20 protein-coding genes are annotated in these 24,594 nt (G+C 67.0%); 15 read left to right on the top strand and 5 right to left on the bottom strand.

Annotation, left to right across the window (positions count from 1 at the left end):
* Window positions 1–134: 134 nt before the first annotated feature.
* The 5 genes from ASE13_RS13580 to ASE13_RS13600 all read left to right on the top strand — a co-directional run bounded on the left by ASE13_RS13580 (window position 135) and on the right by ASE13_RS13600 (window position 5,317).
* Entirely contained in the window at window positions 135–1,280 is a 1,146-nt protein-coding gene (locus ASE13_RS13580; protein WP_156404883.1) for a lipase family protein, read from the top strand.
* Between the two features lie 82 nt (window positions 1,281–1,362).
* A complete protein-coding gene (locus tag ASE13_RS13585; RefSeq protein WP_056616742.1) occupies window positions 1,363–2,208 on the top strand; it encodes a hypothetical protein in 846 nt (281 codons plus the stop codon).
* Between the two features lie 215 nt (window positions 2,209–2,423).
* On the top strand, window positions 2,424–3,428 hold the full coding sequence (locus ASE13_RS13590; RefSeq protein WP_156404884.1) for a hypothetical protein: 1,005 nt from the start codon (window positions 2,424–2,426) through the stop codon (window positions 3,426–3,428).
* Between the two features lie 63 nt (window positions 3,429–3,491).
* Window positions 3,492–4,028 (top strand): superoxide dismutase family protein, encoded by a 537-nt coding sequence (locus ASE13_RS13595; protein WP_082596786.1) that lies wholly within the window; start codon window positions 3,492–3,494, stop codon window positions 4,026–4,028.
* A 95-nt stretch (window positions 4,029–4,123) separates the two neighbouring features.
* Window positions 4,124–5,317, top strand: coding sequence for a serine hydrolase domain-containing protein (locus ASE13_RS13600; protein WP_056616748.1), 1,194 nt, complete (start codon window positions 4,124–4,126; stop codon window positions 5,315–5,317).
* A gap of 182 nt (window positions 5,318–5,499) precedes the next feature.
* Here the strand turns inward: ASE13_RS13600 and ASE13_RS13605 are convergent, their stop codons facing one another.
* Entirely contained in the window at window positions 5,500–6,084 is a 585-nt protein-coding gene (locus ASE13_RS13605; RefSeq protein ID WP_056616751.1) for a TetR/AcrR family transcriptional regulator, read from the bottom strand.
* A gap of 98 nt (window positions 6,085–6,182) precedes the next feature.
* On the opposite strand from ASE13_RS13605, the gene ASE13_RS13610 reads away from it, so the two are divergent.
* Complete coding sequence (locus ASE13_RS13610) at window positions 6,183–6,950, top strand: SDR family oxidoreductase (protein WP_056616754.1); 768 nt, start codon at window positions 6,183–6,185, stop codon at window positions 6,948–6,950.
* Between the two features lie 186 nt (window positions 6,951–7,136).
* Here the strand turns inward: ASE13_RS13610 and ASE13_RS13615 are convergent, their stop codons facing one another.
* Window positions 7,137–8,684 (bottom strand): N-acyl-D-amino-acid deacylase family protein, encoded by a 1,548-nt coding sequence (locus ASE13_RS13615; protein ID WP_056616757.1) that lies wholly within the window; start codon window positions 8,682–8,684, stop codon window positions 7,137–7,139.
* Between the two features lie 94 nt (window positions 8,685–8,778).
* Between ASE13_RS13615 and ASE13_RS13620 the strand changes: the two genes are divergently transcribed.
* Both ASE13_RS13620 and ASE13_RS19900 read left to right on the top strand, forming a co-directional pair.
* Window positions 8,779–10,818 (top strand): glycoside hydrolase 43 family protein, encoded by a 2,040-nt coding sequence (locus tag ASE13_RS13620; protein WP_056617860.1) that lies wholly within the window; start codon window positions 8,779–8,781, stop codon window positions 10,816–10,818.
* A gap of 99 nt (window positions 10,819–10,917) precedes the next feature.
* The gene (locus ASE13_RS19900) at window positions 10,918–11,076 is read left to right on the top strand and encodes a hypothetical protein (protein WP_156404885.1); all 159 of its coding nucleotides are present in this window, start codon (window positions 10,918–10,920) and stop codon (window positions 11,074–11,076) included.
* Here ASE13_RS19900 and ASE13_RS13625 read toward each other — a convergent pair.
* Window positions 11,073–12,638 carry a spinster family MFS transporter gene (locus tag ASE13_RS13625; protein WP_056616760.1) on the bottom strand — a complete coding sequence of 522 codons (1,566 nt, stop codon included), beginning with the start codon at window positions 12,636–12,638 and terminating at the stop codon, window positions 11,073–11,075. The genes ASE13_RS19900 and ASE13_RS13625 overlap by 4 nt on opposite strands.
* Window positions 12,639–13,106: 468 nt before the next feature.
* On the opposite strand from ASE13_RS13625, the gene ASE13_RS13630 reads away from it, so the two are divergent.
* The 4 genes from ASE13_RS13630 to ASE13_RS13645 all read left to right on the top strand — a co-directional run bounded on the left by ASE13_RS13630 (window position 13,107) and on the right by ASE13_RS13645 (window position 21,299).
* Window positions 13,107–15,641, top strand: coding sequence for a TonB-dependent receptor domain-containing protein (locus ASE13_RS13630; protein ID WP_056616764.1), 2,535 nt, complete (start codon window positions 13,107–13,109; stop codon window positions 15,639–15,641).
* A gap of 118 nt (window positions 15,642–15,759) precedes the next feature.
* Window positions 15,760–18,234 (top strand): TonB-dependent receptor domain-containing protein, encoded by a 2,475-nt coding sequence (locus tag ASE13_RS13635; protein WP_056617863.1) that lies wholly within the window; start codon window positions 15,760–15,762, stop codon window positions 18,232–18,234.
* 84 nt (window positions 18,235–18,318) lie between these two features.
* On the top strand, window positions 18,319–20,163 hold the full coding sequence (locus ASE13_RS13640) for a methyl-accepting chemotaxis protein (protein WP_056616767.1): 1,845 nt from the start codon (window positions 18,319–18,321) through the stop codon (window positions 20,161–20,163).
* 101 nt (window positions 20,164–20,264) lie between these two features.
* Complete coding sequence (locus ASE13_RS13645) at window positions 20,265–21,299, top strand: DUF2332 domain-containing protein (protein WP_056616770.1); 1,035 nt, start codon at window positions 20,265–20,267, stop codon at window positions 21,297–21,299.
* A gap of 3 nt (window positions 21,300–21,302) precedes the next feature.
* On the opposite strand, the gene thpR is transcribed toward ASE13_RS13645, so the two are convergent.
* Window positions 21,303–21,839: an RNA 2',3'-cyclic phosphodiesterase gene (thpR, locus tag ASE13_RS13650; protein WP_056616774.1), complete on the bottom strand. Its 537-nt coding sequence runs from the start codon at window positions 21,837–21,839 to the stop codon at window positions 21,303–21,305.
* A 113-nt stretch (window positions 21,840–21,952) separates the two neighbouring features.
* Here thpR and ASE13_RS13655 point away from each other — a divergent pair, with 113 nt between their 5' ends.
* The 3 genes from ASE13_RS13655 to ASE13_RS13665 all read left to right on the top strand — a co-directional run bounded on the left by ASE13_RS13655 (window position 21,953) and on the right by ASE13_RS13665 (window position 24,339).
* Window positions 21,953–22,693, top strand: a complete 741-nt coding sequence (locus tag ASE13_RS13655) for a Bax inhibitor-1 family protein (RefSeq protein WP_056616777.1) — start codon at window positions 21,953–21,955, stop codon at window positions 22,691–22,693.
* 137 nt (window positions 22,694–22,830) lie between these two features.
* On the top strand, window positions 22,831–23,184 hold the full coding sequence (locus ASE13_RS13660) for a hypothetical protein (RefSeq protein ID WP_056616781.1): 354 nt from the start codon (window positions 22,831–22,833) through the stop codon (window positions 23,182–23,184).
* Between the two features lie 204 nt (window positions 23,185–23,388).
* Window positions 23,389–24,339, top strand: a complete 951-nt coding sequence (locus ASE13_RS13665; protein WP_056616785.1) for a cation diffusion facilitator family transporter — start codon at window positions 23,389–23,391, stop codon at window positions 24,337–24,339.
* A 4-nt stretch (window positions 24,340–24,343) separates the two neighbouring features.
* Here the strand turns inward: ASE13_RS13665 and ASE13_RS13670 are convergent, their stop codons facing one another.
* Entirely contained in the window at window positions 24,344–24,583 is a 240-nt protein-coding gene (locus ASE13_RS13670) for a hypothetical protein (protein WP_056616788.1), read from the bottom strand.
* Between the last annotated feature and the right edge of the window lie 11 nt (window positions 24,584–24,594).

The raw sequence follows: 24,594 nt of genomic DNA on the forward strand, positions 1-24,594 counted from the left end.
TTCATGTAAATTAAACAATCGCGCACCTTAAAGAAATGGTGAGATGGCGGTTAGGCAAGATATCGACTCGACTCTGTGCAGATACTCAATAGAACTACCTGCATCTCTTCGTTCACAACCGAAGGAGTATGGCGATGTCTGTTTGCACGACCATTCAGCAACAAGTATATTGTCTGGCCATCGAAATTTGCGCGGCGGCGACGCAGACGGGCGATGCGGCGACGCTGACCACCTATCTGCAGGGCGAATTGCAGGCCCTGATCACCAATCCCGACTTCACCAATGGCGACGACTGGCAGATCGTGTGGGGGCCGGCGGTGTGGCAGGCGCCGTTCAGCGACTTTTCGGATCAGGCCGCGGCGGTCTGCTATAATAGCAGCCAGAACGTCTATGTCGTGCCGATCTCGGCGACCAATCCGCATTCGCCGTACAATGTGTTCTTCGAGGATCTCGCCGCGGTGCCGCTCTACATGGTGCCGGTGCCGGGGACCAATGCGGGGAACGTCACGGTCGGCAATTTCGCCGGGCTGCAGGCGCTGCTGAGCCTCCAGGCCGGGGGAACCTCGCTGCAGGATTTCCTGAGCGGCGCGGCGAATGCGGCGGACGATCTGGTGTTCTGCGGGCACAGCCTGGGCGGCGGGCTGACGCCCCTGCTCGCCTACACGCTCTATCCGAACGGCACGTCGGGCAGCGGCTGGCAGAACGTCTACACCTTCCCGACCGCGGGACCGACCACGGCGGACGCGGCGTTCGCGACTGCGTTCAATGCGGCCTATCCGGTGGTTTCGGGCAGCGGCTATCAGATGTGGAACGCCAACCAGTATAATGCGCACGATCTGGTGCCCAATGCCTGGGCGGGCGCGAGCACCGGGCCGGGGCTGGCGCAGGTCACCACCGGCATCTTCTCGTGGACGACGGCGATGTATTATACCGGCGTCAAGATGAGCGCGGAGGTGGCGGCGCTGCGCACGATGGCGGAGACCTTCGCGGGCGGATCGTCCAACCCCTATGTCGCCACCAACAACAATGCGCTGTTCACCGGCGCGCGCGAATATGGCCAGATCACCGATAGCGCGACGCTGGCGAAGGAGATCCTGTTCCAGCACACCGTGGCCTATAACGAGGAATTCGGCGTGACGGCGTTGTTCGACCCGGCCGAAGTGCAGAGCTGGATCCAGCCGCCGCTGCTGCCTTTGGTGCTGGGCGTGAGCGGGGTCGGCGAGGCAGTCGCGGCTGCCACGGCGGCCGCGGAGGCGGAGCAGGAGGCCGCGCCGGCGTGACGGGTTGTTCCTATTTGGTTCTTTCAATGTTGGAAAAGATGCTATAATTGGTTCGGCTCGCTGAGGATGGGGAGCCGCTTCGATGACCGATATGTCGCCGCCGCACTGGGCGCCGCGGACCGCGCCCAAGCCGTTCGCGCGGTGGAGCGTGGATACCGAGCAGGCGTTCCTGCTCGCGCTGCGCTTCACCGGGCGGGTGCGCGATGCGGCGGCGGCGATCGGGCGGTCGCAATCGGTCGCGTATAGACGGCGGCGGCGCTGCCCGGACTTCGCGGCGCGCTGGGCGGCGGTGCTCGCCGAGCAGCAGGCGGCGTGGATCGCCGAACAGGGCAAGGCGGCGCGGGCGCCGGCCGAGGAGCCGCTGGGCGACCTGCGGCAGCGGCGCGACGGCTGGGGCGAGGCGCGGCGGAAGCTGTTCCTGCGCGCGCTCTCCGAGACCGGGAGCGTCCGCGACGCCTGTGCGCGGGCGCGAATCTCGTCGACCTCGGCCTATCGGCTGCGCGAGCAATGCGCGCGGTTCGCGAAGGACTGGGACATTGCGCTCGAGACCCAGGCGGTGACGGTGGAGCAAGTCGCGTTCGAGCGCGCGGTGCACGGCTGGGAAGAGCCGATCGTGCACGGCGGGCAGATCGTCGGGCACCGCTGGCGCTTTTCGGAATCGCTGCTGCGCACGCTGGTGCTGCGCGGGCAGCGCGAGGCGGCGGCGGGCAAGGCGGGGGCCGGCGTGGCGAATCCGGCGCAGGGGCGTGGGGGGCAGGTCTTCCAGAAGCCGGTGGCGACGCGCGAGGAGACCAACGCCGCTCTGGGCAAGGCGATCGCCGCGGCGGAGTGGAGGCTGGCGAACGAGGCGGAGGCGGCGCAGGCGCAGGACTGGGCGCGCTGGCAGACGTGCTGGGGCAGGACGCCGGGGGCTGCGCCTGAGTGCTAGCATTCAGATTCCCCTCCCTTTTAGGGAGGGGTTAGGGTGGGTAAGGAAAGCCGGGCTCGATGCCCGGCCTTTCCTTTTTCTGCGAGCAGCTCGATGGGCTCCCCCGGCCTTCGCCGGGGTCGCACCCACCCCCTGCCCCTCCCTTGCAGGGAGGGGAGTTTCGCGGTTGAATTCGATACGCCCTGCTCAGGGCCGAACGGAGGGGGAGGATGGGAATGCTGGGGTTGGCGCTTGCCGTGACGATCCAGGCGGGGCCGCAGGTTGCGCCCGCGGCGCCGGTGTGCCGGCAGGTGCGCGAGGAGGCGTTTCTGCGAGTCGATCCGGAGGCGGCGGCGCGGCTGGCGGAGATCGGGCTGGACCGGGCGGCGATCTTCGAACGGATGGCCGAGACCGCGATCCCCGAGACGATGGGCTGCTGGGCAATGCCGGTGGGCAATTTCGACAGCCAGCTCGTCTCGGTGGGGATGAGCCAGTGGAATTACGGCACGGGCAGCCTGCAGCCGGTGCTGAAGGCGTGGAAGAAACGGCTGGGCGGCAGGTTCGGGCGGACGCGCAAGACGCTGGCGCCCACCTATGGCAGATTGCTGTTCTCGCGCGATTGCCTGAAGGTGCCGGTGAAGGACGAATGCCGGGAGGGAATCCTCGCGGCGCATGGCGCGGACGGGAAGCTCAATCCGGTGATCCTCGCCGAACTGACTGCGATCTTCGAGAGCGACACGATGCTGCAGGTGCAGACCGACGCCTATGTCGCATTGCTGATGGAGGTGCGGGCGGATTTGCTGCGCGTGTTCGCCGGGCAGCCGATCACGATGCGGAAAGTGCGCTGGGCGATCGACACCAAGGTCCAGCAGGGCTTCTTTCCGGCGGACGAGGATCTCGCGCGGTTGCGGACCAAGCTGGCGGCGATGCCCGAGGCCGAGCGCTGGGACCGGCTGCGCGCGATCTTCGCCTGGTACGAGGCGCTCTCGCGAACCATCGACCAGGATGGCGTGGCGCGCGATTACGCGTGGAACGTCGCGCAGTGGCGCTGCATGATCGACAAAGGAATGATCGATCCCGAGCAATATGAGATGCTCCATCTGACTTTCCTGCGCAGCCGCACCGCAGTGGGGAATAGCGGGCGCTGGCAGGCGCTGACCTTCTCGCGGCGGGGCAAGATCGTGCTCGGCATCGGCAGCGTGAGCGGTAAGCGCGACGGAGATTGCCTGGGAACCGGCTGAGGGGATTGGAACCTGCGCGATGCGGGTCCATTAGGGCCGGACAATGACCGGCAGGAGTGAGTCATGAAGCGCGGTGCGATGGTGGCGGTTGCGGCAGTGGTGGGCCTGAGCGGGTGCGCGACGCCCCAGGAGAATGCTCGCTATATGGCGGGGCATTATCGCGCCCAGGCCGACATCAAGAACGCCGCGGGCGAGACGATCGGCACGGCGATCGCCGAGGAAGTCGACGGTTCGATCCGGGTGATGGTCGAGGCGGGCAAGCTCCCGCCGGGGCCGCACGGCACGCATATCCACGCGGTCGGCAAGTGCGAGGGGCCGAGCTTCGCGAGCGCGGGGCCGCACTGGAATCCGACCACGCACCAGCACGGCAAGGAGAACCCCGCGGGTCCGCATGCCGGCGACATGCCCAATCTCGACATCGACGAGGGCGGCAACGGCCGCGACCGGACGATCTTCACGCTGCCGGGCGGCACCTATCAGCAATTGCTCGACCAGGACGGCGCGGCGATCGTGATCCACGCCGATCCCGACGACTACAAGACCGATCCCTCGGGCAATTCGGGCGGACGGATCGCCTGCGGGGTGTTCCAGGCGATGTGAGCCGGCGGGCGGCGGTCGCCCCGGGTATTCCGGTTGCGCAGCCGCCCGCCAGCCCGCACAATCGGCGACCGCTCATCCCCTGAGGAAGGTCGCTTATGTTCCGCCGGCTCGCCGCCTGCCTGCTGCTCGCATCGTCGCTGCTCGCGGGGCCGGCAAAAGCCGACGAGCGGGCGTTCGACAAGGCCGTGGCCGAGTTCCGCGCGCTGCACCGCGCCGAGATGCGCAAGGCCGGGATCGTCGGAAGCAGCTTCTATGTGGTGCGCGGCGGGCAGACGATCATCGCCGATCATCTCGGCGAGCAGGATGCCGAGGCGCATGTGCCGGTCGACGCGCAGACGATCTATCACTGGGCGTCGATCACCAAGACGATGACCGGGATCGCGATTATGCAGCTGCGCGACCGCGGGCTGCTGACGCTCGACGATTCCGTAGTGCGCTACGTGCCCGAGCTGGCGGCGGTGCATAATCCGTTCGGCGACACGGGCGCGATCACGCTCCGCCAGCTGATGAGCCACAGCGCGGGCTTCGGCGGGGGCACGTGGCGCTGGCGCGACCGCGACTGGCAGCCGTTCGAGCCCAAGAGCTGGGCGCAGCTGGCGGCGATGCTGCCGTATACCGACGTGAAGTTCCGGCCGGGCAGCCAGTTCAGCTATTCCAATCCGGGGATCGTCTATCTCGGGCAAGTGATCGAGCGGCTCTCGGGCGAGGATTTCGAAGTCTATGTCGACAAGAACATCCTGCGGCCGCTCGGCATGCATGCGAGCAGTTTCGACCGCACGCCGCCCTTCCTGCTGCCGCATCGATCGCACAGTTATTATGTGCGCGGCGGCAAGCGGACCGCGGCGCCGTTCGATGTCGATACCGGCGTGACGGTGTCGAACGGCGGGCTCAACGCGCCTTTGCCCGACATGGCGAAATATGTCGCGTTCCTGCTCGGCGATCCGCGGCGCGCGGCGGAATATGATCTGGTGCTCAAGCGCGCGTCGCTCGAGGAGATGTGGCGGCCGCAGATCGCGGCGGGCGAGGACTTCACCCAGGGGCGGATGGCGAAGACGACGTGGAGCGGGCTTTCCTTCTTCCTCGACCGGAGCGACGGCGTGCGGATCGTGGGGCACAACGGCGACCAGAACGGGTTCCGCGCCTATCTGAGCCTGTGCCCCGACCAGGGGATCGGCAGCCTGCTGGCGTTCAACACCGAGACGCGCGGGGTGGAGAACGACCCTTCGAACCGGGCGACCGCGGAATCACGGATCGCGCTGGCGACCGACCGGCTGTGCAAGGCGGGGTGAGCGGGGCTGAGCTGGGTTGGGGGTTCGTTTTCAGAACGCGTCATCCCCGCGAAAGCGGGGACCCATCTCCCGAGCGAGCAGCAAAATGCACCGGCGCGCTCGTAGATGCGGTAGGAGATGGGTCCCCGCTTTCGCGGGGATGACGAAGAGTAGCTGTCCCTCGAGCGAGGCGTGAGCAGCGCTCAGGCGGATCCCCCCGAGGCGCCGCGCACGAGCTCGCGTGCGGCGTCGGCGCCGGCGGCGAGGACGCGTTCCGACAAAGGCGTGCCGTGGACGGCGCGGGCCAGTTGGAGGGTGCCGATGAGCGTGGCGTAAATGCCGATCACCTTTGCTTCGCGATCGCCGGTTCCGTCGGGCAGCGCCCGCGCCATCTCGCTCACTGCGTCGAGGATGCGCTCCATATGGACGAGGCGGGTGTCGAGCGGCTGGCGGGCAAGCTCGGGGAGGAGCGCCGACAGCGTGCATCCGATCTGGGGATTGTCGCGATGTTCGGGTGACAGATAGGCGGCGATGACCGCTTCGAGGCCGCCATCCGCGACCATCGCGCGCAGCTGGGCCGACTGATCCTCCATCGCCGCCGCCAGGCTGTCGCGGACGAGATCCGCCTTGGATTTGAAATGCGGATAGAAGGCGCCGTTGGTCAGCCCGGCGTCGCTCATGATCCCCGCGAGCCCCGATGCGGCGATCCCGTCCGAGCGGAAGCGTTCGGCGGCGACGTCCATGATCCGCTGCCGAGACGTGTCCTTATGTCCTTTTTCGTAGCGCATGGATTTTCCTCGTCATTTTAATATTTGCATTACGATCATAATATCACTAAGTAATCATAATGCAACCCCGATCAAGGGGAGTCGCGAAGGAATGTCCCATGAAACTCACCGGCCGTACCATCCTGATTACCGGCGGGTCCGCCGGCATCGGTCTCGCCTTCGCGCTCAAGTTCCTCGAGCTCGGCAATGAAGTCATCGTCACCGGGCGCCGGCAGGCCGTGCTCGATGCGGTAAAGGCGCGCCACCCGAAGCTGCACACGATCCAGGGCGACGTCGCCGATCCGGCGCAGGTCGCCGCCCTCGCCGCGCGGGTGAAAAGCGAATTCCCGAAGCTCGACGTGCTGATGAACAATGCCGGCACGGGCACGATCCGCAGCCTCAGGGAACCGGAATCCGACCTGGCGGCACTGACCGCCGAAGTGGAGACCAATGTCGGCGGAGTCATCCGCGTGACTTCCGCGCTCATCCACATCCTCACGGCCAACAAGGGCAGCGTGATCAACGTCTCGTCGATGCTCGCCTTCGCGCCGGTGCCGGCAATGCCGATCTACAGCGCGACCAAGGCGGCCGTGCACTCCTATACCCAGTCGCTGCGCTTCCAGCTCGAGGAGGCTGGCGTCGAGGTCATCGAGCTGATGCCGCCGGCGGTGCGCACCGACCTGACTTCCGAATTTCCCGAAGAAGTGAGCAAGATCAGCACCGAGGAACTGGTCCGGCAGAGCTTCGCCGCGCTGAAGGCGGGCAAGCTCGAGATCCGGCCGGGGCAGACGAACCAGGTGGCGTTCCTGCGCCGGCTCGCGCCCGACTTCGTCAACCGCCAATTGTGGAAGGCATCGAGGGGGATGGTTCCGGTTGGAGTGGCGTGAAGCTGTGAGGGGGCGTCCCGGGTTCGCCAGGTTGAGGATCCACATTCAAATCCGTCATCCCCGCGAAGGCGGGGACCCATCTCCCGAGGGAGCGGCAAAATGCACCGGCGCGCTTGTGGCAACTGTCGGAGATGGGTCCCCGCCTTCGCGGGGATGACGAAGGTTTAGTCTAACTAGATTCCCAATCTAACGCGCCCGCAACAGGCGTCCCGCGGTGGCGATGCGCTGGCCGCCTTCGAACGCGGACGTGCCGTTGACCATCACCAGGTCGAAGCCCTCGGCCATCGCGAAGGGGTTCACATAGGTGGAGCGCGCCTTCACCTTTGCGGGATCGAACAGGATGCAATCGGCTTGCGCGCCCTCGCGGATCACGCCGCGATCGGCGAGGCGGAGGATAATGGCGGGGAAGCCGGTCGCCTTGCGCACTGCTTCCTCGATCGGGAGCTTCCTGTCGCGGACGACATATTGCTCGATCCATTTGGCGTAGGTGCCGGTGGCGCGGGGATGGCGCATGCCGGGGCCGCCATCGGTCGAGATCGCGACATGGGGATCGACGATCAGCGTGTCCTGCAGCACTTCGTCCATCGTGAAATGTGCGCCCGAGCCCGCCTGGGGCCCGAGCTTGACGAGGAAATCGGGGAAGGGAAGGCCCGCCTCGGCGGCGGCTTGCGCGAGGGTCTTGCCGGCATAAGGCGCGGTGCCGAGCAGCAATGCCTCGGGACCGCCGCGGCGGACCATGCGCTTCTCGAGATAGTCGCGCAGCTCCTGCCGGCGTGCCGCGACGATTCCGGCATAATCGGTCGGCGGCAGCGCCCATTCGGGGAAGAGGATCGCGATGCCGGTATAGCCGGCGGTGTAAGGATACTCGTCGGCGGTGAGGCGGATGCCCTGCGCGCGCTTCGCGGCGAGGAAATCGAGCAAGGCGCGGGCGCGGGCCTCGCCTTTGCCGAACACGACCTTCAGGTGCGAGATGTGCGGACGGGCGGGGAGCGACGAGGCGATCAGCTCGTCGATCGACGCCTCGATCTCCTCGTCATTCTCCGAGCGCATATGGCTCATCACGACGCCGTCATGGCGCGCGACGACGCGGCCGAGATTGGTCAGCTCGGGCGTCTGCGAATAGATGCCGGGGACATATTCGAGGCCATAGGAAAGGCCGAACGCACCGGCGCGGAGCTCGGCCTCGAGCTGCGCCGCCATGCGGGCGAGCGCGGCCTCGTCGGGGCGGCGGACCGCGTCGGGGATCTTCACGGCGCGGCGGAGCGTGCCGTGGCTGGCGAGCGCGGCGACGTTGAGGTCAATCTGGGCGCGGTCGACTGCGTGCATCCAGCTGCGCAGGTCGAGGTCCTTGCCGATGCGCGGGCCGCTGCCGTCCTGGCCGAGGACGATCGTGGTGACACCCATTGCGAGGAAGCTCTCGTACGAATCGTCGAGCGGATCGCCGTGGCTGTGGGTGTCGATGAAGCCGGGCGCGAGGACGCGGCCCTCCCCCGCGACGATGCGGGTGGCAGTGACGCGCGCGGCGGTGGCGGGCGGCGCGATCCGCGCGATCCGATCGCCGGTGACGAGCACGTCGGCCAAGCGCGGGGCGGCGCCGGTGCCGTCGACGAGCAGGACTTCGCGGAACAATGTCGAGGCCGGCGCGCGGGCCGCGGCACGGCCGGGCAGGCTCGCGAGACCGCCGGCCGCAGCGGCTCCGCCGATCAGCTGCCGGCGCGTCAGACGCTGGGACATCCGTCTCTCCCCCTTGATTGCCAATAGTCTGATAATTCGATTGACAGTTTCGCGGCACCCTCAATAGCGCTGTGCTACCATGCAGGAGGGGAATATGGCTCGGATATCGCGGTTATGGATGGCCATGCTGCTGTGTCTGGCCGGCTTGCCCGCCGCCGCGCAAACCTGGACCGCCGACAATGGCGACGGGACCTTCACCAATCCGCTGTTCTACGACGAATTCTCCGACCCCGACATGATCCGGGTGGGCGACGATTACTATCTCACCGGCACGACGATGCATACGATGCCGGGGCTGCCGATCCTGCATTCGCGCGATCTCGTGAACTGGGAGCTGCTCGGCTACGCGTTCGACCGGATGGATCTGGGGCCCGACATGCGGCTCGAAGGCGGCAAGGAGATGTACGGGCAGGGCATCTGGGCGCCGAGCTTCCGCTATCACGACGGCACATTCTACATCTTCTCGAACGTCAACGGGCACACCACCCAGGTGTTCCGCGCGACCAATCCGGCGGGGCCGTGGACGCGCACGCCGATGAAGCGATCGCTCCACGATCTCGGCGTTCTGTTCGACGATGACGGCAAGGTCTATGTCGTCTGGGGCTATCGCGAAGTGCGGATGGCGCAGCTCAACCAGGCGCTCGACGATCTGGTGCCGGGGAGCGAGCGGGTGATCATCCGCGCCGATCAGGGGATGGGCGAGGGCGCGCACCTCTACAAGATCGACGGGCGCTATTTCATCACCAGCGCGTGGTATTCGGGGCGGATGCGCATGCCGATGGCGCGCGCCGACAAGCCCTATGGCCCATATGAAGTGAACCATGCGGTCAGCCTCGACGAAGGCTGGGGAAGCGAAGTCGGCTATCGCCATCGCGGCGCGGCGAAACCGCCGTTCGACATCGCGCCGCCGACCACGACGCCGGGGCGCAACGTGCTCCACCAGGGCGGGTTCGTCCAGACGGCGCAGGGGGCGTATTGGGGCTTCTCGATGACCGACTTCAACTCGCTGGGACGGCTGATCGGGCTGTCGCCGGTGACCTGGCAGGACGGCTGGCCCTATTTCGGGCTGCCGGGCAATCTGGGGCGGACGCCGCGGACATGGCTGAAGCCGGCGACCGGCGTGGTGCAGAAGCCGTTCGCGCCTTATGTGCGCGACGATGCATTTTCGGGGCCGGCGCTCGGGCGGGTGTGGCAATGGAACCATGTGCCCGACGATGCGCGCTGGTCGCTGAAGGAGCGGCGCGGCTTCCTGCGGCTGCATACGCTGCCGGCCGTGGATTTCATGGCGGCGCGCAATTCGCTGACCCAGCGCGCGATCGGGCCGCGCTCGGTGCCGACGGCGGTGCTCGAGACCGGCGGCTTGCGCGACGGCGATGTCGCGGGGCTGGCGCTGCTCGGGCTGCCGTATCGGACGCTGGGCGTGAAGCGCGACGGCGGCGGACTGGCGATCGAGTTCCATGACCAGCTGGGCGACAAAAGCGTGCGGGTGCCGTTCACGGGCAGGCGGATCTGGCTGCGCGCCGATGCCGATTACCTGACCGAGCAGGCGCGGTTCGCATACAGCCTCGACGGGCGGAAATTCACGCCGATCGGCGAGCCGTTCGCAATGGCGTTCCAGCTCAAGACGTTCCAGGGCATCCGCTATGCATTGTTCGCGTTCAACGCGGCGGGGCGCGCGGGCGGCTATGCCGATTTCGACAGCTTCGAGGTCGCCGAACCGAATCCGAAGGGGCTGATGCATCCGATCCCGCTGGGCAGGACCGTGACGCTGACGCTGCTGGGCACGAAGCTGGGGCTGGCCGAGTACGAGACTTCGATCCTGGCGCAGGAGGGTGGCGAGCCGGCGCGGTTCCGGATCGTCGACAGGGGAGCCGGGCGCGTGGCGCTGGCGCTGGGCGGCGGACACCTCTCGATCAACGCGACCGGCGACGCCTGGGTCAAGCCGGGCGAAGCGGGCGTCGGCGAGACCTTCCAGTGGATGGAGACGATCTATGGCGAGCCGATGCTGATGTCGCTGGCGACCAACCGCTATCTGACGGTGGACCCGGCGAGCGGGCAAGTCTCGGCGACCAGCCCGGGCGCGCGCTCCGACCGGGCGGACCATGCGCGGTTCGTGGTGGCGGAGGCGCCTTGAGACTGACTTAGCCCCTCCCCTTCAGGGGAGGGGCTTTAATGCCCGCCCTGCACGCCGATTACAGGCGCCTCGCCGCCCGGTATGGTGCATAGGGGCGGGATGATTGCACATCAGCGCTGGACCCAGAGCCACATCACCGAGCTGCGGAGCCGCCTCGAACTGGGCGGCTTGCCCGAGGATATCGCCGAGGCGCTCGAGCGGCCGCTGGAGAATGTGCGGATGATGATGGCGCGGCTGCGGCTGCGCGCACGGAGCTAGAGCGGCTCGCCTGCTTCCCTTGCCCGGGCCTCGCGACTCGCCTCGGCGGCAGGAACGAGGCGGAGGGCGGCGATCGCGGCGCCGACGGCCAGCGGCAAAGTGGCGAGCAGGGAGAGGATCCCGGTCGAAAGGCTGCCCGTCAGGTCGGCGATGCGGCCGGCGAGATAGGGGCCCATGGCGAGGCCGATCAGCGTAGTGCCGATGAAGAAGGCGGCGGTGGCGGTGCCGCGCATGCGGGGCAGGACGAGGTCCTGCGTCGCGGCGGCGGCGGCACCCAGGGCGCAGCTCGCGAGGACCTGCGTGAGCGGCAGCATCGCGTAGAACAGGGCCTTGTCCGGCGTGGTGAAGGCGATCACCAGCGACGGGATCGGCGCGAGGCTGCCGAACAGGATCACCATGATCCGCCCCGACGCCCAGCGCCGGCGCAGGCGATCGGCGGCGATCCCGCCCAGAGTCACGCCGAGAAAGCCGCCGAGGATCGCGGGACCGCCGATCCACAGCCCGGCCTCGCGGCTGGTGATGCCGAAGACCTGCACGGCATAGCTGGGGGCGAGACCGGCGACCGAATAAGCGAGGAAGGCGTTGAGGCCGTAAGCGAGCACCACCGCGAGGAAGGCGGGGGTGCCGAGGATCAGCCTGGAAGTGGGCGCGTCGCGGTGACGAAGCGCCGCGGACCAGCTGTAGACGGCGTAGACGCCGATGCCGATTGCGATCCACTGCGCGCGCGACTTCGGGCCGTCGAAGCGGATCAGCGCGTAGACTGCGGCAGTGACCAGCGCGAGGACGACGAGGTTGCGCAGCAATGCCGCCGCTCCGTTGCGGGCGGCGCCGAGCAGGGTGAGCGGCGGGATGATGGTCAGCAGATCCTCGAGGAAGCTCTTGAACGGCGCGGGATGCGGCGGCGCCATCAGCCCTTCGGACTGGCCACGCATCGGTTCACGCAGCGTCAGCACCCAGAGCGCGAGGACGAGGCCGGGCAGGCCGACCGCCATGAACGCCGCCTGCCAGCCGACAAGCCCGAACGGAGGGTTGACGGGGTACGCCGCGTTCCACCAGTCGACGATCGCGCCGCCGAGGAACAGCGAGAAGCCCCCGCCGAGATAAATCCCCGCCGAATAGATTGCGAGCGCGGTCGCGCGCTGGCGCTTGGGGAACCAGTCCGAGATCAGCGAATAGGCCGAGGGGCTCGCAGTCGCCTCGCCGACCCCCACGCCGATACGCGCGGCGGCGAGCTGGACTCCGGACCGGGAAAGTCCGGAGAGCGCAGTCATCGTCGACCACAAAGCGAGGCCGAGCGTCATCAGCCGGACCCGATGCCAGCTGTCGGCCAGCCGGCCGAGCGGGATGCCGAACAAGGCGTAGAACACCCCGAACGCGGTCCCGTAGAGGAAGCCGATATCGGCATGGCTGAGCCCGAGATCCCGGCGGATATGCGGCGCGAGGATCGTCAGGATCTGGCGATCGATGAAGTTCAAGGCATAGACGAGGAACAGGACGATCAGGACGTACCACGCATAGGGCCCCGCCTTGCGATCGGCCGCGGGCGCGCTCGAACTGGCCATCCGTTCTCTCCCCTCTTATGTCTTTCGTGCAGGCTAGCGAGCATACCGCGTTTACGAAAGAGGGGATTTCCGCTGCGCCCGCCGTCATGTGCGAACAGCGCTCCGTGCTCCGAGCTGGGTCGTATCGACATTCAACCGCAAAACTCCCCTCCCTTGCAGGGAGGGGGAAGAGTTGAATGTCGATACAGCCTAAGGCTGGAGTCGCCTCGCTCGCCAAGCCGACGCCCATCCGCGAACGCGCAGGTGCTGGAAAGCAGAAGAACGGCGCTCTCTTCTCCCATCGCGCCTGGCGAAGCGTGGTTAACACGGGCTTCCGCGCGCCTCCGATAAACTGCGGACACGAGCGCCGCCGCCTGAGAGGAATCCCGGCGATTCCCGCCCGTTTATCGGTGAATTTTGGTACGCTCGCGCCGGCTCCCTCCGGGCTCATCCTATAACGGATCAGCATAATCCTTTCGGGAGCATCGAATGAAACGGGGTATTCTCTTGCTGGCTGCTGCCGCGCCGCTCGCGCTAGCGGCGCCGGCCTTCGCCAACACGGCCGCGCCTTCGGATACGCCGAAGACCGAGACCGAAGCGAAGGCCGATGCGCCCGCGCAGCAGAGCGGAAAGGCACCCGAGAAGGAAGTCTTCTCTACCGGCGTCGCCAAGGGCCGCGACCGCCTGGACAGCGCCACTTCGACCAGCTCGCTCAAGGACGACCAGATCGAGCTCTTCGGCGCCCGCTCGCTCGCCGAGATTCTCCGCAACATCCCGGGCGTCCGCGCCGAAGCCGTGGGCGGCGAAGGCAATGCCAGCTATTCGATCCGCGGCCTGCCGCTGGCGTCGACCGGCTCGAAGTTCCTGCAGCTCCAGGAAGACGGCCTGCCGGTGCTCGAATTCGGCGACATCAACTTCATGTCGCCCGACATCTTCATGCGTGCCGACCTCAACCTCGCGCAGGTGGAAGCGATCCGCGGCGGATCGGCCTCGACCTTCGCGTCGAACTCGCCCGGCGGCGTGATCAACCTCCTCTCCAAGACCGGCGACGTCGAAGGCGGCGCCATCCAGGCGACCGCCGGCCTCGATTACGGCGAATATCGCCTCGATTTCGACTATGGCAGCAAGCTCAGCGACACGCTGCGCTTCCACATCGGCGGCTTCTATCGCAGCGGCGAAGGCCCGCGCGACATCGGCTATAACGGCTATCGCGGCGGCCAGGTGAAGTTCAACATCACCAAGGAGTTCACCGGCGGCTACGTTCGCTTCTACGCCAAGCTGCTCGATGATCGGACACCCGGCTATCAGGCCGTGCCGGTGGGCGTGACGGGCACCAACGCCGACCCGAGCTTCGCCGATATCGCGAACTTCGACGTCAAGCGGGACTCGCTGCTGTCGCCCTACATCACCAACGTCCTGGCGCTGGACGGCAACAACCAGGTCGTTCGCCACGATGCTCGCGACGGCACCCATCCGACGGTCAAGTCGTTCGGAGTCGAGACGCAGTTCGAGCTCGGCGACTGGACGATCACCGAGAAGTTCCGCTTCGCGGATATCTCCGCGCACCTCACCCAGAGCATTCCGCTCACCCTAGCCCCGGCGGCCGGCCTCGGCTTCCTGTTCGGCGGCCCCGGCGCGCGGCTGAGCTATGCGTCCGGCCCGAATACGGGCCAGGCGATCGCGAATCCCGCGTCGCTCAACGGCAACGGGCTGCTCGCCATGGGGCTGCTGATGGACGTCCAGGTCGACAGCCTCGACAACATGACCAACGACCTGCGCGCCACCCGCGTGTGGGACATCGGCGGCGGCAAGCTGACGACGACGGCGGGCTTCTACAAATCGTCGCAGGAATTCGACACCAACTGGTCGTTCACGACGATCCTGTCGGACGTGGTCGGCGCAGGCAAGGCCGCGCTCGTCGATATCGCCACCGCGGGCGGCATTCCGGTGACGCAGGGCGGCTATACCAGCTTCAGTACCGCGGGGGGCTCCAGCTATCGCCGCCGCTACGATGTCAACTTCGACGTCAACGCGCCTTATGCGTCGATCAACTACCATATCGGCAAAATCGCGATCGGCGGCAGTGTGCGCTATGATTTCGGCAGCCTCCAGGGTTCGGTGTTCGGCGCGGACCTCGGCGGCGGCCGCGTCGGTATCCGGCCGGTCGACATCAACGGCGACGGCGTGATCTCCTTCCCCGAGAGCCAGACCGCGGTGCTGCCGCTGGCCCAGCCGGCTCCGGTCGACTATAATTACGACTATCTGAGCTACTCGTCGGGCATCAACTTCCGCGTCTCGGAGCCGCTGGCGGTCTTCGCCCGCTACAGCCGCGGCAGCCGCGCGGCGGCCGACCGGATCCTGTTCACCCCCGCGGTGAGCACGCTCGACGGCAGCCTGCTCGATCCTGCGGGCGCCTATGACGCGGTCCGCCAGACCGAAGTGGGCGTGAAGTTCCGCAAGGCGGGCGTGACGCTCAATTTCACCGGCTTCCTGGCGAGCACGGGCGAGCGGAACATGCAGGTCAACAGCGCGCCCGACGGTTCGGTGCAGGTCGAGCAGATCGCCCGCAAGTACAGCGCGAAAGGCGTCGAGTTCGAGGGCGGGTTCCAGCACGGTCCGTTCAGCCTCACGGCCGGCGCGACCTACACGATCGCCAAGATATCCGAGGATGAGAGCCATCCCGAACTCGTGGACAATGTCCCGCGGCACCAGGCGCGGCTCATCTTCCAGGCGACGCCGCAATTCTCGACCGAATTGTTCACCATCGGCGCCAACGTCGTGGGCACCACCAGCAGCTTCGCGCAGGATACCAACCAACTGAAGATGCCCGGCTACACGACGGTCAACGGCTTCGTGCAGTTCCGGCCCGCCGATCGGGTCCAGCTGATGCTGAACGCCAACAACCTGTTCGACACGCTCGGCTTCGCCGAGATCACGCAAGGGACGATCCCTGCGAGCGGTCTGGTGACGGCGCGCGCCATCAACGGCCGCACGGTCTCGGCCTCGGTCCGCTTCGACTTCTGAGCGAAGCAAATCGCCCGGGCCGCCGCCGCGCGGCCCGGGCTTCTTTTTCTGCGCCCCAAAGGGGGGTGTTCAAACGAAGGCGCCGCCTGGTGCCTCCGAACAAAGGATCATGAAAGAAATGAAGAAGCATCTGTTGTTGTCGGTCGCGCCGTTCGTGCTCGCCACTCCGGCCTTCGCCGAGGACAAGCCCGCCGCGCCCGCGCAGCCCCAGACCGAAGCCAAGGCTCCCGAAAAGGAAGTCTTCTCGACCGGCGTCGCCAAGGGGCGCGACCGCCTCGACAGCGCCACCTCGACCAGCGCGCTGCGCGCCGCCGAGATCGACAAGATCGGCGCACGCTCGATCTCCGAGATCCTGCGCGACATCCCCGGCATCCGCTCCGAGGCCGCTTCGGGCGAAGGCAATGCCAACATCACCATCCGCGGCCTGCCGATCGCATCGACCGGCGCCAAGTTCCTGCAGCTGCAGGAAGACGGCCTGCCGATCCTCGAATTCGGCGACATCGCCTTCGCGACCGCCGACGCCTTCCTGCGCGCCGACCTGAACCTCGCCGCCGTCGAGGCGATCCGCGGCGGTTCGGCCTCGACCTTCGCGTCGAACTCGCCGGGCGGCATCGTCAACTTCATCTCGAAGACCGGCGATGCCGACGGCGGCGCAGTGCAGCTCTCGACCGGGCTCGATTACGGCATGCGCCGCATCGATTTCGATTATGGCGCGCGCATCAGCCCGACGCTGCGCTTCCATGTCGGCGGCTTCTACCGCGACGGCGAAGGCCCGCGCGCGACCGGCTTCAACTCGACTCGTGGCGGCCAGATCAAGTTCAACGTCACCAAGGAATTCGAGGGCGGCTATATCCGCTTCTACGGCAAGTACATGGACGATATCACGCCGGCCTATGACATCACCGCGCTCGGCGTGAGCGGCACCAACGACAAGCCGGTCTACAAGAACATCCCCAATTACGATGCGCGCCACGATTCGCTGTTCTCGCGCAACTATCAGAGCCAGCTGACGCTCGACGGCAACAACCAGATCGTCAACGACGACGTGACCGCGGGCCAGCACCCGATCGTCAAGTCGGTGGGCGTCGAGAGCAAGTTCGAAGTCGCCGGTTTCGACATCACCGAGCGCTTCCGCTACGCCGACATGTCCAATCACTCGATGGGCATCTATTACGCGCAGTTCATGCCCGCGGCGGTGATGACGGCCGCGTTCGGCGCGCCGGGCGGCACGCTGCGCTACGCCAGCGGCCCGAACGCCGGCGCGACGATCGCCAATCCGACCACGCTCAACGGCAACGGGCTGGCCGCGCTGATGATGCTCGCCGATACCGATCTCAACAGCCTCAACAACGTCACCAACGACATCCGCGCCAGCCGCGTGTGGAACGTCGGCGGCAACGACCTGACGACCACCGTCGGTCTGTACAGCTCGCACCAGACGATCGACTCCGACTGGAACTGGGCGACCGTGCTCAGCGGCGTCACGGGCAATGGCGACGCGCAGCTGCTCGACGTCGCCACCGCGACCGGCGTCAAGATCACGCAGGACGGCACGCTGCGTTATGGCGGGCCGACCGTCGGCACCTTCCGCCGCGGCTACCGGCTCGGCTATACCACCAACGCGCCCTTCGCCTCGGTCAACCTGCGCCTCGGCGGCGTCTCGATCGGCGGCAGCCTGCGCTATGACTTCGGCAAGGCGAGCGGCACGGTGATCGGCTCCGAGCTCGGCGGCGGCCGCGTCGGCGTCGCGGCGAAGGACATGAACGGCGACGGCGTGATCTCGGTCCCCGAGATGCAGGTCGCGATCTCGCCGCTCACCCGTCCGGCTCCGGTCGACTATGATTACGGCTATCTGAGCTATTCGGTCAGCGCGCTCTGGCGCATCGCCGAGCCGGTCGCGGTGTTCGCGCGCTACAGCCGCGGCGGCCGCGCCAATGCCGATCGCATCCAGTTCAGCCCGTTCGTCAGCGCGACCGACGGCAGCCTGCTCGACAAGGATGCGGCAGTCGACGTGGTGCATCAGGCCGAGGCGGGCCTGAAGTATCGCGACGACAATCTGACGCTCAACTTGACCGGCTTCTGGGCGAAGGCCGAGGACACCAACCTCGACTCGACCACCGGCCTGCCGCTGCTGCGCGACTACAAGGCGATCGGCGGCGAGTTCGAAGGCGGCTATCGGATGGGCATCTTCAGCCTGACCGCCGGCGCGACCTATACCGATGCGGAGATCAGCAAGGACGCGATCAATCCCGCGTTCGCAGGCAATGTGCCGCAGCACCAGGCCAAGCTGATCTACCAGGTCACGCCGCAGATCACGACCGAGCGCTTCAGCGTCGGCGCGGTCATCGTCGGCACGACCGGCAGCTGGGCCACCGCGGCGAACACGCTCAAGGTGCCGGGCTACACGACGACCAACGCGTTCGTGCAGTTCCGACCGGTCGACCGGGTGACGCTCGCGGTCAACGCCGTCAATTTGTTCGACGTGCTCGCGATCACTGCGATCGACGATCCGGTGATCCCGGCGGTGGGCGTGGCGCGCGCGCACGTCCTCAATGGCCGCACGATCTCGGCTTCGCTCCGCTTCGACTTCTGAGGCGCACGAAAACGGGCGCATTCGGGCCGCTCTCTCGGGAGCGGCCTATAATGCAGAGAGAAACGAGAGAGCAGAGTAGCGAACATGCTGAAGTCGATGAAAATCCCGAGGAAGCTGGGTCTGTCGTTCCTGACGATCTGCGCGACTGCGGCGATCGTGATGCTGGTGTTCTACACCAACATCTCGTCGATCCGCAGCACGACCGATGCGAACAATCTCAGTCAGTCGATCCATGCCAAGGCACAGGCGCTGGAGACCGCATTGCTGCGGCAGAACAGCCAGATGCGCGGCTTCCTCGTCACTGCGGACGAGAGCTACCTCAAATCCTATAACGAGGGGCGCGACGACTATGACAAGGCTTCGGCCGAGCTCGAGGAGATCCTGACCGACGACAAGCAGGAAGCGGCGCTGCTCAAGTCGCGCGAGGAAACGCTCGCGTGGCGCAAGAATTGGGGCGACCGGCTGATCGCCGAAGTCAAATCGGGCCAGCGCGACGCGGCCGAAGCCGAAGTGCGCGCCGCCGGCAAGGCCGTGCTGACCAGCAACGCAGTGCTGCCGCTGCGCGAGATCAAGGACGCGCAGAACAAGCAGATCGAAGAGAATGGCGCGAGCCAGGAGACCGCGATCAAGAGCGCATTGTTCGTGCTCGTGGTCGGTGCGCTCGCGCTGATGGGTATCGCGATCGCGCTCGCCGTAATGCTGACCCGGCTGATCGCGCGTCCGGTGAGCGGGCTCACCCGGACGATGGCCGATCTTGCCGCCGGCAAGAACGACATCGCCGTCCCCGACACCGATCGTGGCGACGAATTGGGCGACATGGCCCGTGCGGTTCTGGTGTTCCGCGACGCCGCGGTGGCCAAGCAGGCTGCCGAAGCCGCCAATGCGCGCGCCGAGGCCGAGCAGAAGATGGTGGTCGAGACCGTATCGGCGCAGCTCTCCGAACTCGCCAACGGCAATCTGACCGCCGAGATCAACCGCGACTTCCCGGGCGACTATGCGACGGTGAAGACCAACTTCAATGCCGCGGTCGGCGAGCTGCGCGGGCTGATCGGCACGGTGATGCAGAGTGCCGCGACGATCCGCGACGGCTCGAACGAGATCGCCCAGGCCTCCGAGGATCTCGCCCGCCGCACCGAAGCGAATGCCGCGAGCCTCGAAGAGACTTCGGCGGCAGTGACCCAGATGGACGGCCGCCTGAAGCAGACCGCCGCGGCCGCCGGCCGCACGGTCGAGCGCGCCGACGGGACGATCGTGACGGTCTCCAACGGCCGGGCGACCGCCGACGAAGCGATGCAGGCGATGAGCCGCGTGGCCGACAGCGCCAAGGGCATCGACAGCGTGATCGAGGGCCTCGACAAGATCGCCTTCCAGACGCGGGTTCTCGCGATGAACGCCGCGGTCGAAGCCGGCCGCGCCGGCGAGGCGGGCCGCGGCTTCGCGGTGGTCGCCGATCTCGTCTCGGCACTGGCGATGCGCGCCGAGGAAGAGGCGGGCCGTGCGCGCGACCAATTGACCGCGACCCAGACCGACATCGTCGCGGCCGTCGAGATGGTCCAGAAGGTCGACACTGCGCTGGCCGACATCTCGGGCGACGTGGGCGAGGTTCACAAATTGCTCGGCGAAATGGCCAGCGACAACCAGGCCCAGTCGACTGCGATCAGCGAGATATCGATCGCGATCGGGACGATGGACCAGTCGACCCAGCAGAATGCCGCCATGGTGGAAGAGACCTCGGCCGCCGCGCGCAACCTGTCGGGCGAAGTGGCCGCGCTCAGCGAGCAGGCGTCGCGGTTCAACGTCGGGGCGCAGAAAAGCGGCGCGCGCAAGGCGGCGTCGATCCATTTCGACGGCCCGGTCAAGCCGCTGCCCGCTGCCGCCATCTCCGCGCTGACTCGCGCGAACGGCCATGACGACTGGCAATCGTTCTGAGGAATGCGGCGGTCGCGCTTCCTCTGCGAGGCGTGCCCGCCGACCCTCCGTCAAGACCTGAACACCCGCCGGGCCGTTGGCCCGGCGCGCCCCGGAGGAATATGACCGATCATCTTGCGACCCGGGGAGAATTCTCGCGCCAGGCGGACATCGCGCGCACTCTCGGTTCCCCCTTCGTCGCGGCGGTGCTCGAAGCCGGCGAGCGCCATCTCGGCCAGGCGCCGCGCACTGCGGCACTGATCAGATCCTGGCCCGGCGATCCTTCCGCGGCGGCGCTGGCGATGCGCTTCAACGCCGCGATCCACGCGCTGGCCCGCCGCGGCCGTCCGCGGCGGCTCGAATCGCTCTACCAGCGCCAGCACGACGATTTCGACGGCGCGATCGCCGCGGCGATGGCATCCGAGGACGCCTTCATCGCCTCCTGGATGCAGCAGCCGCCCCAGACCAACGAAGTCAATCGCGCCGCTGCGATCCTCTCTGCGCTGATGGTGGCGGGCGAACGCTTTGGCCTGCCCTTCGAACTGCTCGAGCTGGGATCGAGCGCGGGGCTCAATCTCAATCTCGCGCGCTACGCTTATGATCTGGGCGGACTGGCGGCGGGTGCGCCGGATTCGCCGGTGCGGATCGCGCCGGTCTGGCGCGGCAGCCGGCCGCCCGAAACGGCGCCCGAGGTGATCGCGGCGCAAGGTGTCGACCTTCATCCGCTGGACGCCGCCGACGAGGCGACGCGCGACCGGCTGCTCTCCTTCGTCTTCGCCGACCAGCCGCTGCGCGCGGAGCGTTTGCGCCACGCGCTCGATCTGGCGCAACACCACAAGCCGCGGATCACGCGTGCCGACGCAGTGTCGTGGCTCGCCGAGCAACTCGCCGAGCCGCAGGCGGCGGGGCGCTGTCGTGCGGTGTTCCATTCGATGGTGCTGCAATATCTCGACGCGGCCGACCGCAAGGTGGCGGCCGACCTGATCGCCGCTGCCGGTTCGCGCGCCACCCGGGAGCGCCCACTGGCCTGGATCAGCTTCGAATGGACGCCGAACCGCAGCGAGGTCCAGCTCTGGCTGACCTGCTGGCCGACCGGCGAGGCGCGCCAGCTCGCGACCTGCCACCCGTACGGCATGTGGATCGACTGGCGGGAGTGAGCGTCAGCCTCGCAACGGATAACGCTCGATCGCTTCGTAGATCGCGCCTTCGCGGCCGAGGGTGCTTTCGAACAGCAGGAAGTGATCGAGGACGAAGGGCGCGCTGGCGAGACCGGCATGACTTTCGAGAAAGCGATCGGTGGGCCCCGCGCTCGCGTTCATCCGCGCCAGCGTGATGTGCGGCAGATAGGCGCGGCTTTCGGGGGCGAGGCCGCAGCGGACCAGGGCCTGATCGACCTTCTTGTGGAGCCCGGCGAGCGCGTCGTGCGGCCGGACCCCGGCCCAGAGTGCATTGGGGCGGCCGCGGCTGTCGAATTGGCCGACGCCGGCGAGCGCAACCTCGATTGGCGGGAAGTGGATATGGGAGAGCGCGATCGCGATGTCCTCGGCGATCGGGCGCTCGACTTCGCCGATGAAGCGCAGGGTCAGATGGAGCTGCGCGTCATCCTGCCAGCGGGCGCCGGTGACGCCGCCCATCAGCGCGCGGAGTTGCTCGCGGGTGGCGCGGGGCGGACGGAGGCCGACGAACAGACGGTGCATGGCGGGCTTTAACCACGGATCGGGATCGATCCCCAGCCGGTTTTGCTTGAAAAGGATCGGGCGAGGAACGATATTCGGCGGACGCCGGCAAATGCCGGCATGAGGAGTTCATAATGGCAAACTGGTCGGATCCCCGCACGAGCGCAGCGGCCTACGCACCCGGTGCAGCGCGCGCCGATTACGATGCGGGCCTCAGGTCCTACATGCTGTCGGTCTATAACTACATGATGTCGGGCGTGCTGCTGACCGGCATCGTCGCCTTGCTCTTCGCCCAGACGGGCTGGGTGCAGGCGATGTTCAATCCCAATGGCGGCGCCTCGGCGCTCGGCTGGATCATCACGCTATCGCCGCTGGCGGTGGTGTTCGCGATGAGCTTCGGCCAGTCGCGCATGTCCACCGGCACGCTGCAGACCCTGTTCTGGGTCTATGCCGGGCTGATGGGACTGTCGCTGTCGACGGTGTTCCTCGTCTATACCTCGACCTCGATCGCGCAGGTGTTCTTCGCCACCGCGGCGGGCTTCGGGGCACTGAGCCTCTATGGCTACACCACCAAGCGCGACCTTTCGGGGCTCGGCACCTTCCTGATCATGGGTCTGGTGGGGCTGATCGTGGCGTCGATCGCCAACATCTTCATCGGCTCGGGCACGATGAGCCTGGTGATCAGCGTGATCGGCGTGCTGATCTTCGCGGGTCTCACCGCCTATGACACGCAGAAGATCAAGAGCATCTACGCCCATGTCGCCGGCACCGACATGATCGGCAAGGTCGTGATCATGGGGGCGCTGAACCTCTATCTCGACTTCATCAACATGTTCCTGTTCCTGCTCCGCCTGTTCGGCAGCTCGCGCAACTAAACGCGCAGGGCCAGCAAGAGACGAAACGGCCCGGCGGCATCCCGCCGGGCCGTTTTCGTATGCGGCATGTTTCTCCGTTCGGGAACGCGACTCGGGCGACGGTTGTTACAGTCGGGCAACGCTCAGGAGAGTGAATCATGGACGCGAACCCGATCGACCCGGCGATGGACAAGATGTCGGTGGCACCGGGACCCGACAGCGAGGAAGCCGCAGAGCGCCCGGCTCCCGTGAGATCGGCCGACGCCGGCACCGACGAATCGATTGCCCGCAGACTGGAGCGCAATCCCGAAAGCAAGGAGGCGCGGCTCGACCGGGCACTCGACGAATCGATGGACGCGTCGGACCCGCCCGCATCGACCCAGCCGGTGCACAGCCATTCGCTGCCCGAAAGCTCGGGCTATGACGAAAAGGCCGAGGAGAAGCTCGCTGCGGGCCCCGCGGGAACGAAGGGCATCATCGGCAAGGTGATGCACAAGCTCGGCCTCGACTGAGGAAACAGGCCGTTGAGGCGCCCTAGCTTTGGCTGACCGGGGCCCCGACCCTCTCTTCGTCATCCCCGCGAAAGCGGGGACCCATCTCCGACATCGTCCACGAGCGCGCCGGTGCATTTGGCCGCTCGATCGGGAGATGGGCCCCCGCTTTCGCGGGGGTGACGGGTTTTTGAGCGTGGGTACGCACCGCCGGGAGCGGGCGTAATGGGAGCGTCCCCGGCCTCAGGCTGGCGCGCCAACATCGTCCTCTACGCCGCGCTGGCGGCCAATCTCGGGATCGCCGTCGCCAAGTTCGTCGCGGCGGCGATCACCGGTTCCTCCTCGATGCTCACCGAGGGCGTGCACAGCCTCGTCGACAGCGGCAACCAGGGGCTTCTGCTCTACGGACAGCGCCGCGCGAAGCGGCCGCCCGACCCCGAGCACCCGTTCGGCTATGGCCGCGAGCTCTATTTCTGGGCGTTCGTCGTCGCGATCCTGATCTTCGGGCTCGGCGCCGGCGTCTCGGTCTACGAAGGCTGGAAGCACATCGCCCAGCCCGAGCATCTGCGCGATCCGCTGGTCAATTACATCGTGCTGGGCGTGGCGATGCTGCTGGAGGGAACCAGCTGGGCAATCGCGCTCAAGGAGTTCGCCGCGAGCAAAGGCGAGATGGGCTGGTGGGAGGCTGTGCGCGAATCCAAGGACCCGGCAGGGTTCATCGTGCTGTTCGAGGATTCGGCGGCGCTCGCCGGGCTGGTAGTGGCGGGCGCAGGCGTCTGGGCGAGCCATGCATGGAGCGATCCACGCATCGACGGCGCCGCCTCGATCGCGATCGGCTGCATCCTTGCCACGGTGGCGGTCCTGCTCGCGCGCGAGGCCAAGGGACTGTTGATCGGCGAGCGCGCCAATCCGGAAGTCGTCGAATGCGTGCGGGCGATCGTCGGACGGCAGCCGGGGATCGTCCGCATCAACCATGTTCGCACGATCCACACCGCGCCCGACCGCATCTTCGTCGCGATCAGCGCCGATTTCGAGGACCATATTACGATGGGCGCGGGGGAAACGCTGATCGAGACGATCGAGCACGAATTGAAGGCGGCGCTGCCGATGCTGTCGTCAATCTACATCCGGCCGGAGAAGGCAGAGGATGCGCCGCAGGTGGCGGCGGTGGGATGAGCGATCAGCCCTGGCGCAGCGTGGGGCGGTGGCAGGGATGGTCCTCGAGGCTCGCGCGCAGGGCTCCCGCGGCGTCCGCCTCGTCGATGGCGCGCAGCAGATCTTCGAACTTGCCGTCATCGGAGACCGGGAAGCAACGCTTGAAGCCGCTCCCCAGTCGCTCGAGGTCGCGATCCGTAAGCAACCCGACTGCGATGATATGCTCCTGCGCCAATACCCACACTCCGGCGAACTCGTGCGGCATTAACGAGGATT

The sequence above is a fragment of the Sphingomonas sp. Root241 genome, assembly GCF_001428865.1.
GTDB lineage: Bacteria > Pseudomonadota > Alphaproteobacteria > Sphingomonadales > Sphingomonadaceae > Sphingomonas.

Excerpts from the sequence above, each read along its gene's own strand:
- ASE13_RS13630 (WP_056616764.1), top strand. The coding sequence starts at position 13,107 with ATGAAACGGGGTATTCTCTTGCTGGCTGCTGCCGCGCCGCTCGCGCTA.
- ASE13_RS13665 (WP_056616785.1), top strand. The coding sequence starts at position 23,389 with ATGGGAGCGTCCCCGGCCTCAGGCTGGCGCGCCAACATCGTCCTCTAC.
- ASE13_RS13580 (WP_156404883.1), top strand. The coding sequence starts at position 135 with ATGTCTGTTTGCACGACCATTCAGCAACAAGTATATTGTCTGGCCATC.
- ASE13_RS13660 (WP_056616781.1), top strand. The coding sequence starts at position 22,831 with ATGGACGCGAACCCGATCGACCCGGCGATGGACAAGATGTCGGTGGCA.
- ASE13_RS13615 (WP_056616757.1), bottom strand. The coding sequence starts at position 8,684 with ATGTCCCAGCGTCTGACGCGCCGGCAGCTGATCGGCGGAGCCGCTGCG.
- ASE13_RS13655 (WP_056616777.1), top strand. The coding sequence starts at position 21,953 with ATGGCAAACTGGTCGGATCCCCGCACGAGCGCAGCGGCCTACGCACCC.
- ASE13_RS13670 (WP_056616788.1), bottom strand. The coding sequence starts at position 24,583 with ATGCCGCACGAGTTCGCCGGAGTGTGGGTATTGGCGCAGGAGCATATC.
- ASE13_RS13595 (WP_082596786.1), top strand. The coding sequence starts at position 3,492 with ATGAAGCGCGGTGCGATGGTGGCGGTTGCGGCAGTGGTGGGCCTGAGC.
- ASE13_RS13590 (WP_156404884.1), top strand. The coding sequence starts at position 2,424 with ATGCTGGGGTTGGCGCTTGCCGTGACGATCCAGGCGGGGCCGCAGGTT.
- ASE13_RS13625 (WP_056616760.1), bottom strand. The coding sequence starts at position 12,638 with ATGGCCAGTTCGAGCGCGCCCGCGGCCGATCGCAAGGCGGGGCCCTAT.
- ASE13_RS13645 (WP_056616770.1), top strand. The coding sequence starts at position 20,265 with ATGACCGATCATCTTGCGACCCGGGGAGAATTCTCGCGCCAGGCGGAC.
- ASE13_RS13640 (WP_056616767.1), top strand. The coding sequence starts at position 18,319 with ATGCTGAAGTCGATGAAAATCCCGAGGAAGCTGGGTCTGTCGTTCCTG.
- ASE13_RS13600 (WP_056616748.1), top strand. The coding sequence starts at position 4,124 with ATGTTCCGCCGGCTCGCCGCCTGCCTGCTGCTCGCATCGTCGCTGCTC.
- thpR (WP_056616774.1), bottom strand. The coding sequence starts at position 21,839 with ATGCACCGTCTGTTCGTCGGCCTCCGTCCGCCCCGCGCCACCCGCGAG.
- ASE13_RS19900 (WP_156404885.1), top strand. The coding sequence starts at position 10,918 with ATGATTGCACATCAGCGCTGGACCCAGAGCCACATCACCGAGCTGCGG.
- ASE13_RS13620 (WP_056617860.1), top strand. The coding sequence starts at position 8,779 with ATGGCTCGGATATCGCGGTTATGGATGGCCATGCTGCTGTGTCTGGCC.
- ASE13_RS13605 (WP_056616751.1), bottom strand. The coding sequence starts at position 6,084 with ATGCGCTACGAAAAAGGACATAAGGACACGTCTCGGCAGCGGATCATG.
- ASE13_RS13610 (WP_056616754.1), top strand. The coding sequence starts at position 6,183 with ATGAAACTCACCGGCCGTACCATCCTGATTACCGGCGGGTCCGCCGGC.
- ASE13_RS13635 (WP_056617863.1), top strand. The coding sequence starts at position 15,760 with ATGAAGAAGCATCTGTTGTTGTCGGTCGCGCCGTTCGTGCTCGCCACT.
- ASE13_RS13585 (WP_056616742.1), top strand. The coding sequence starts at position 1,363 with ATGACCGATATGTCGCCGCCGCACTGGGCGCCGCGGACCGCGCCCAAG.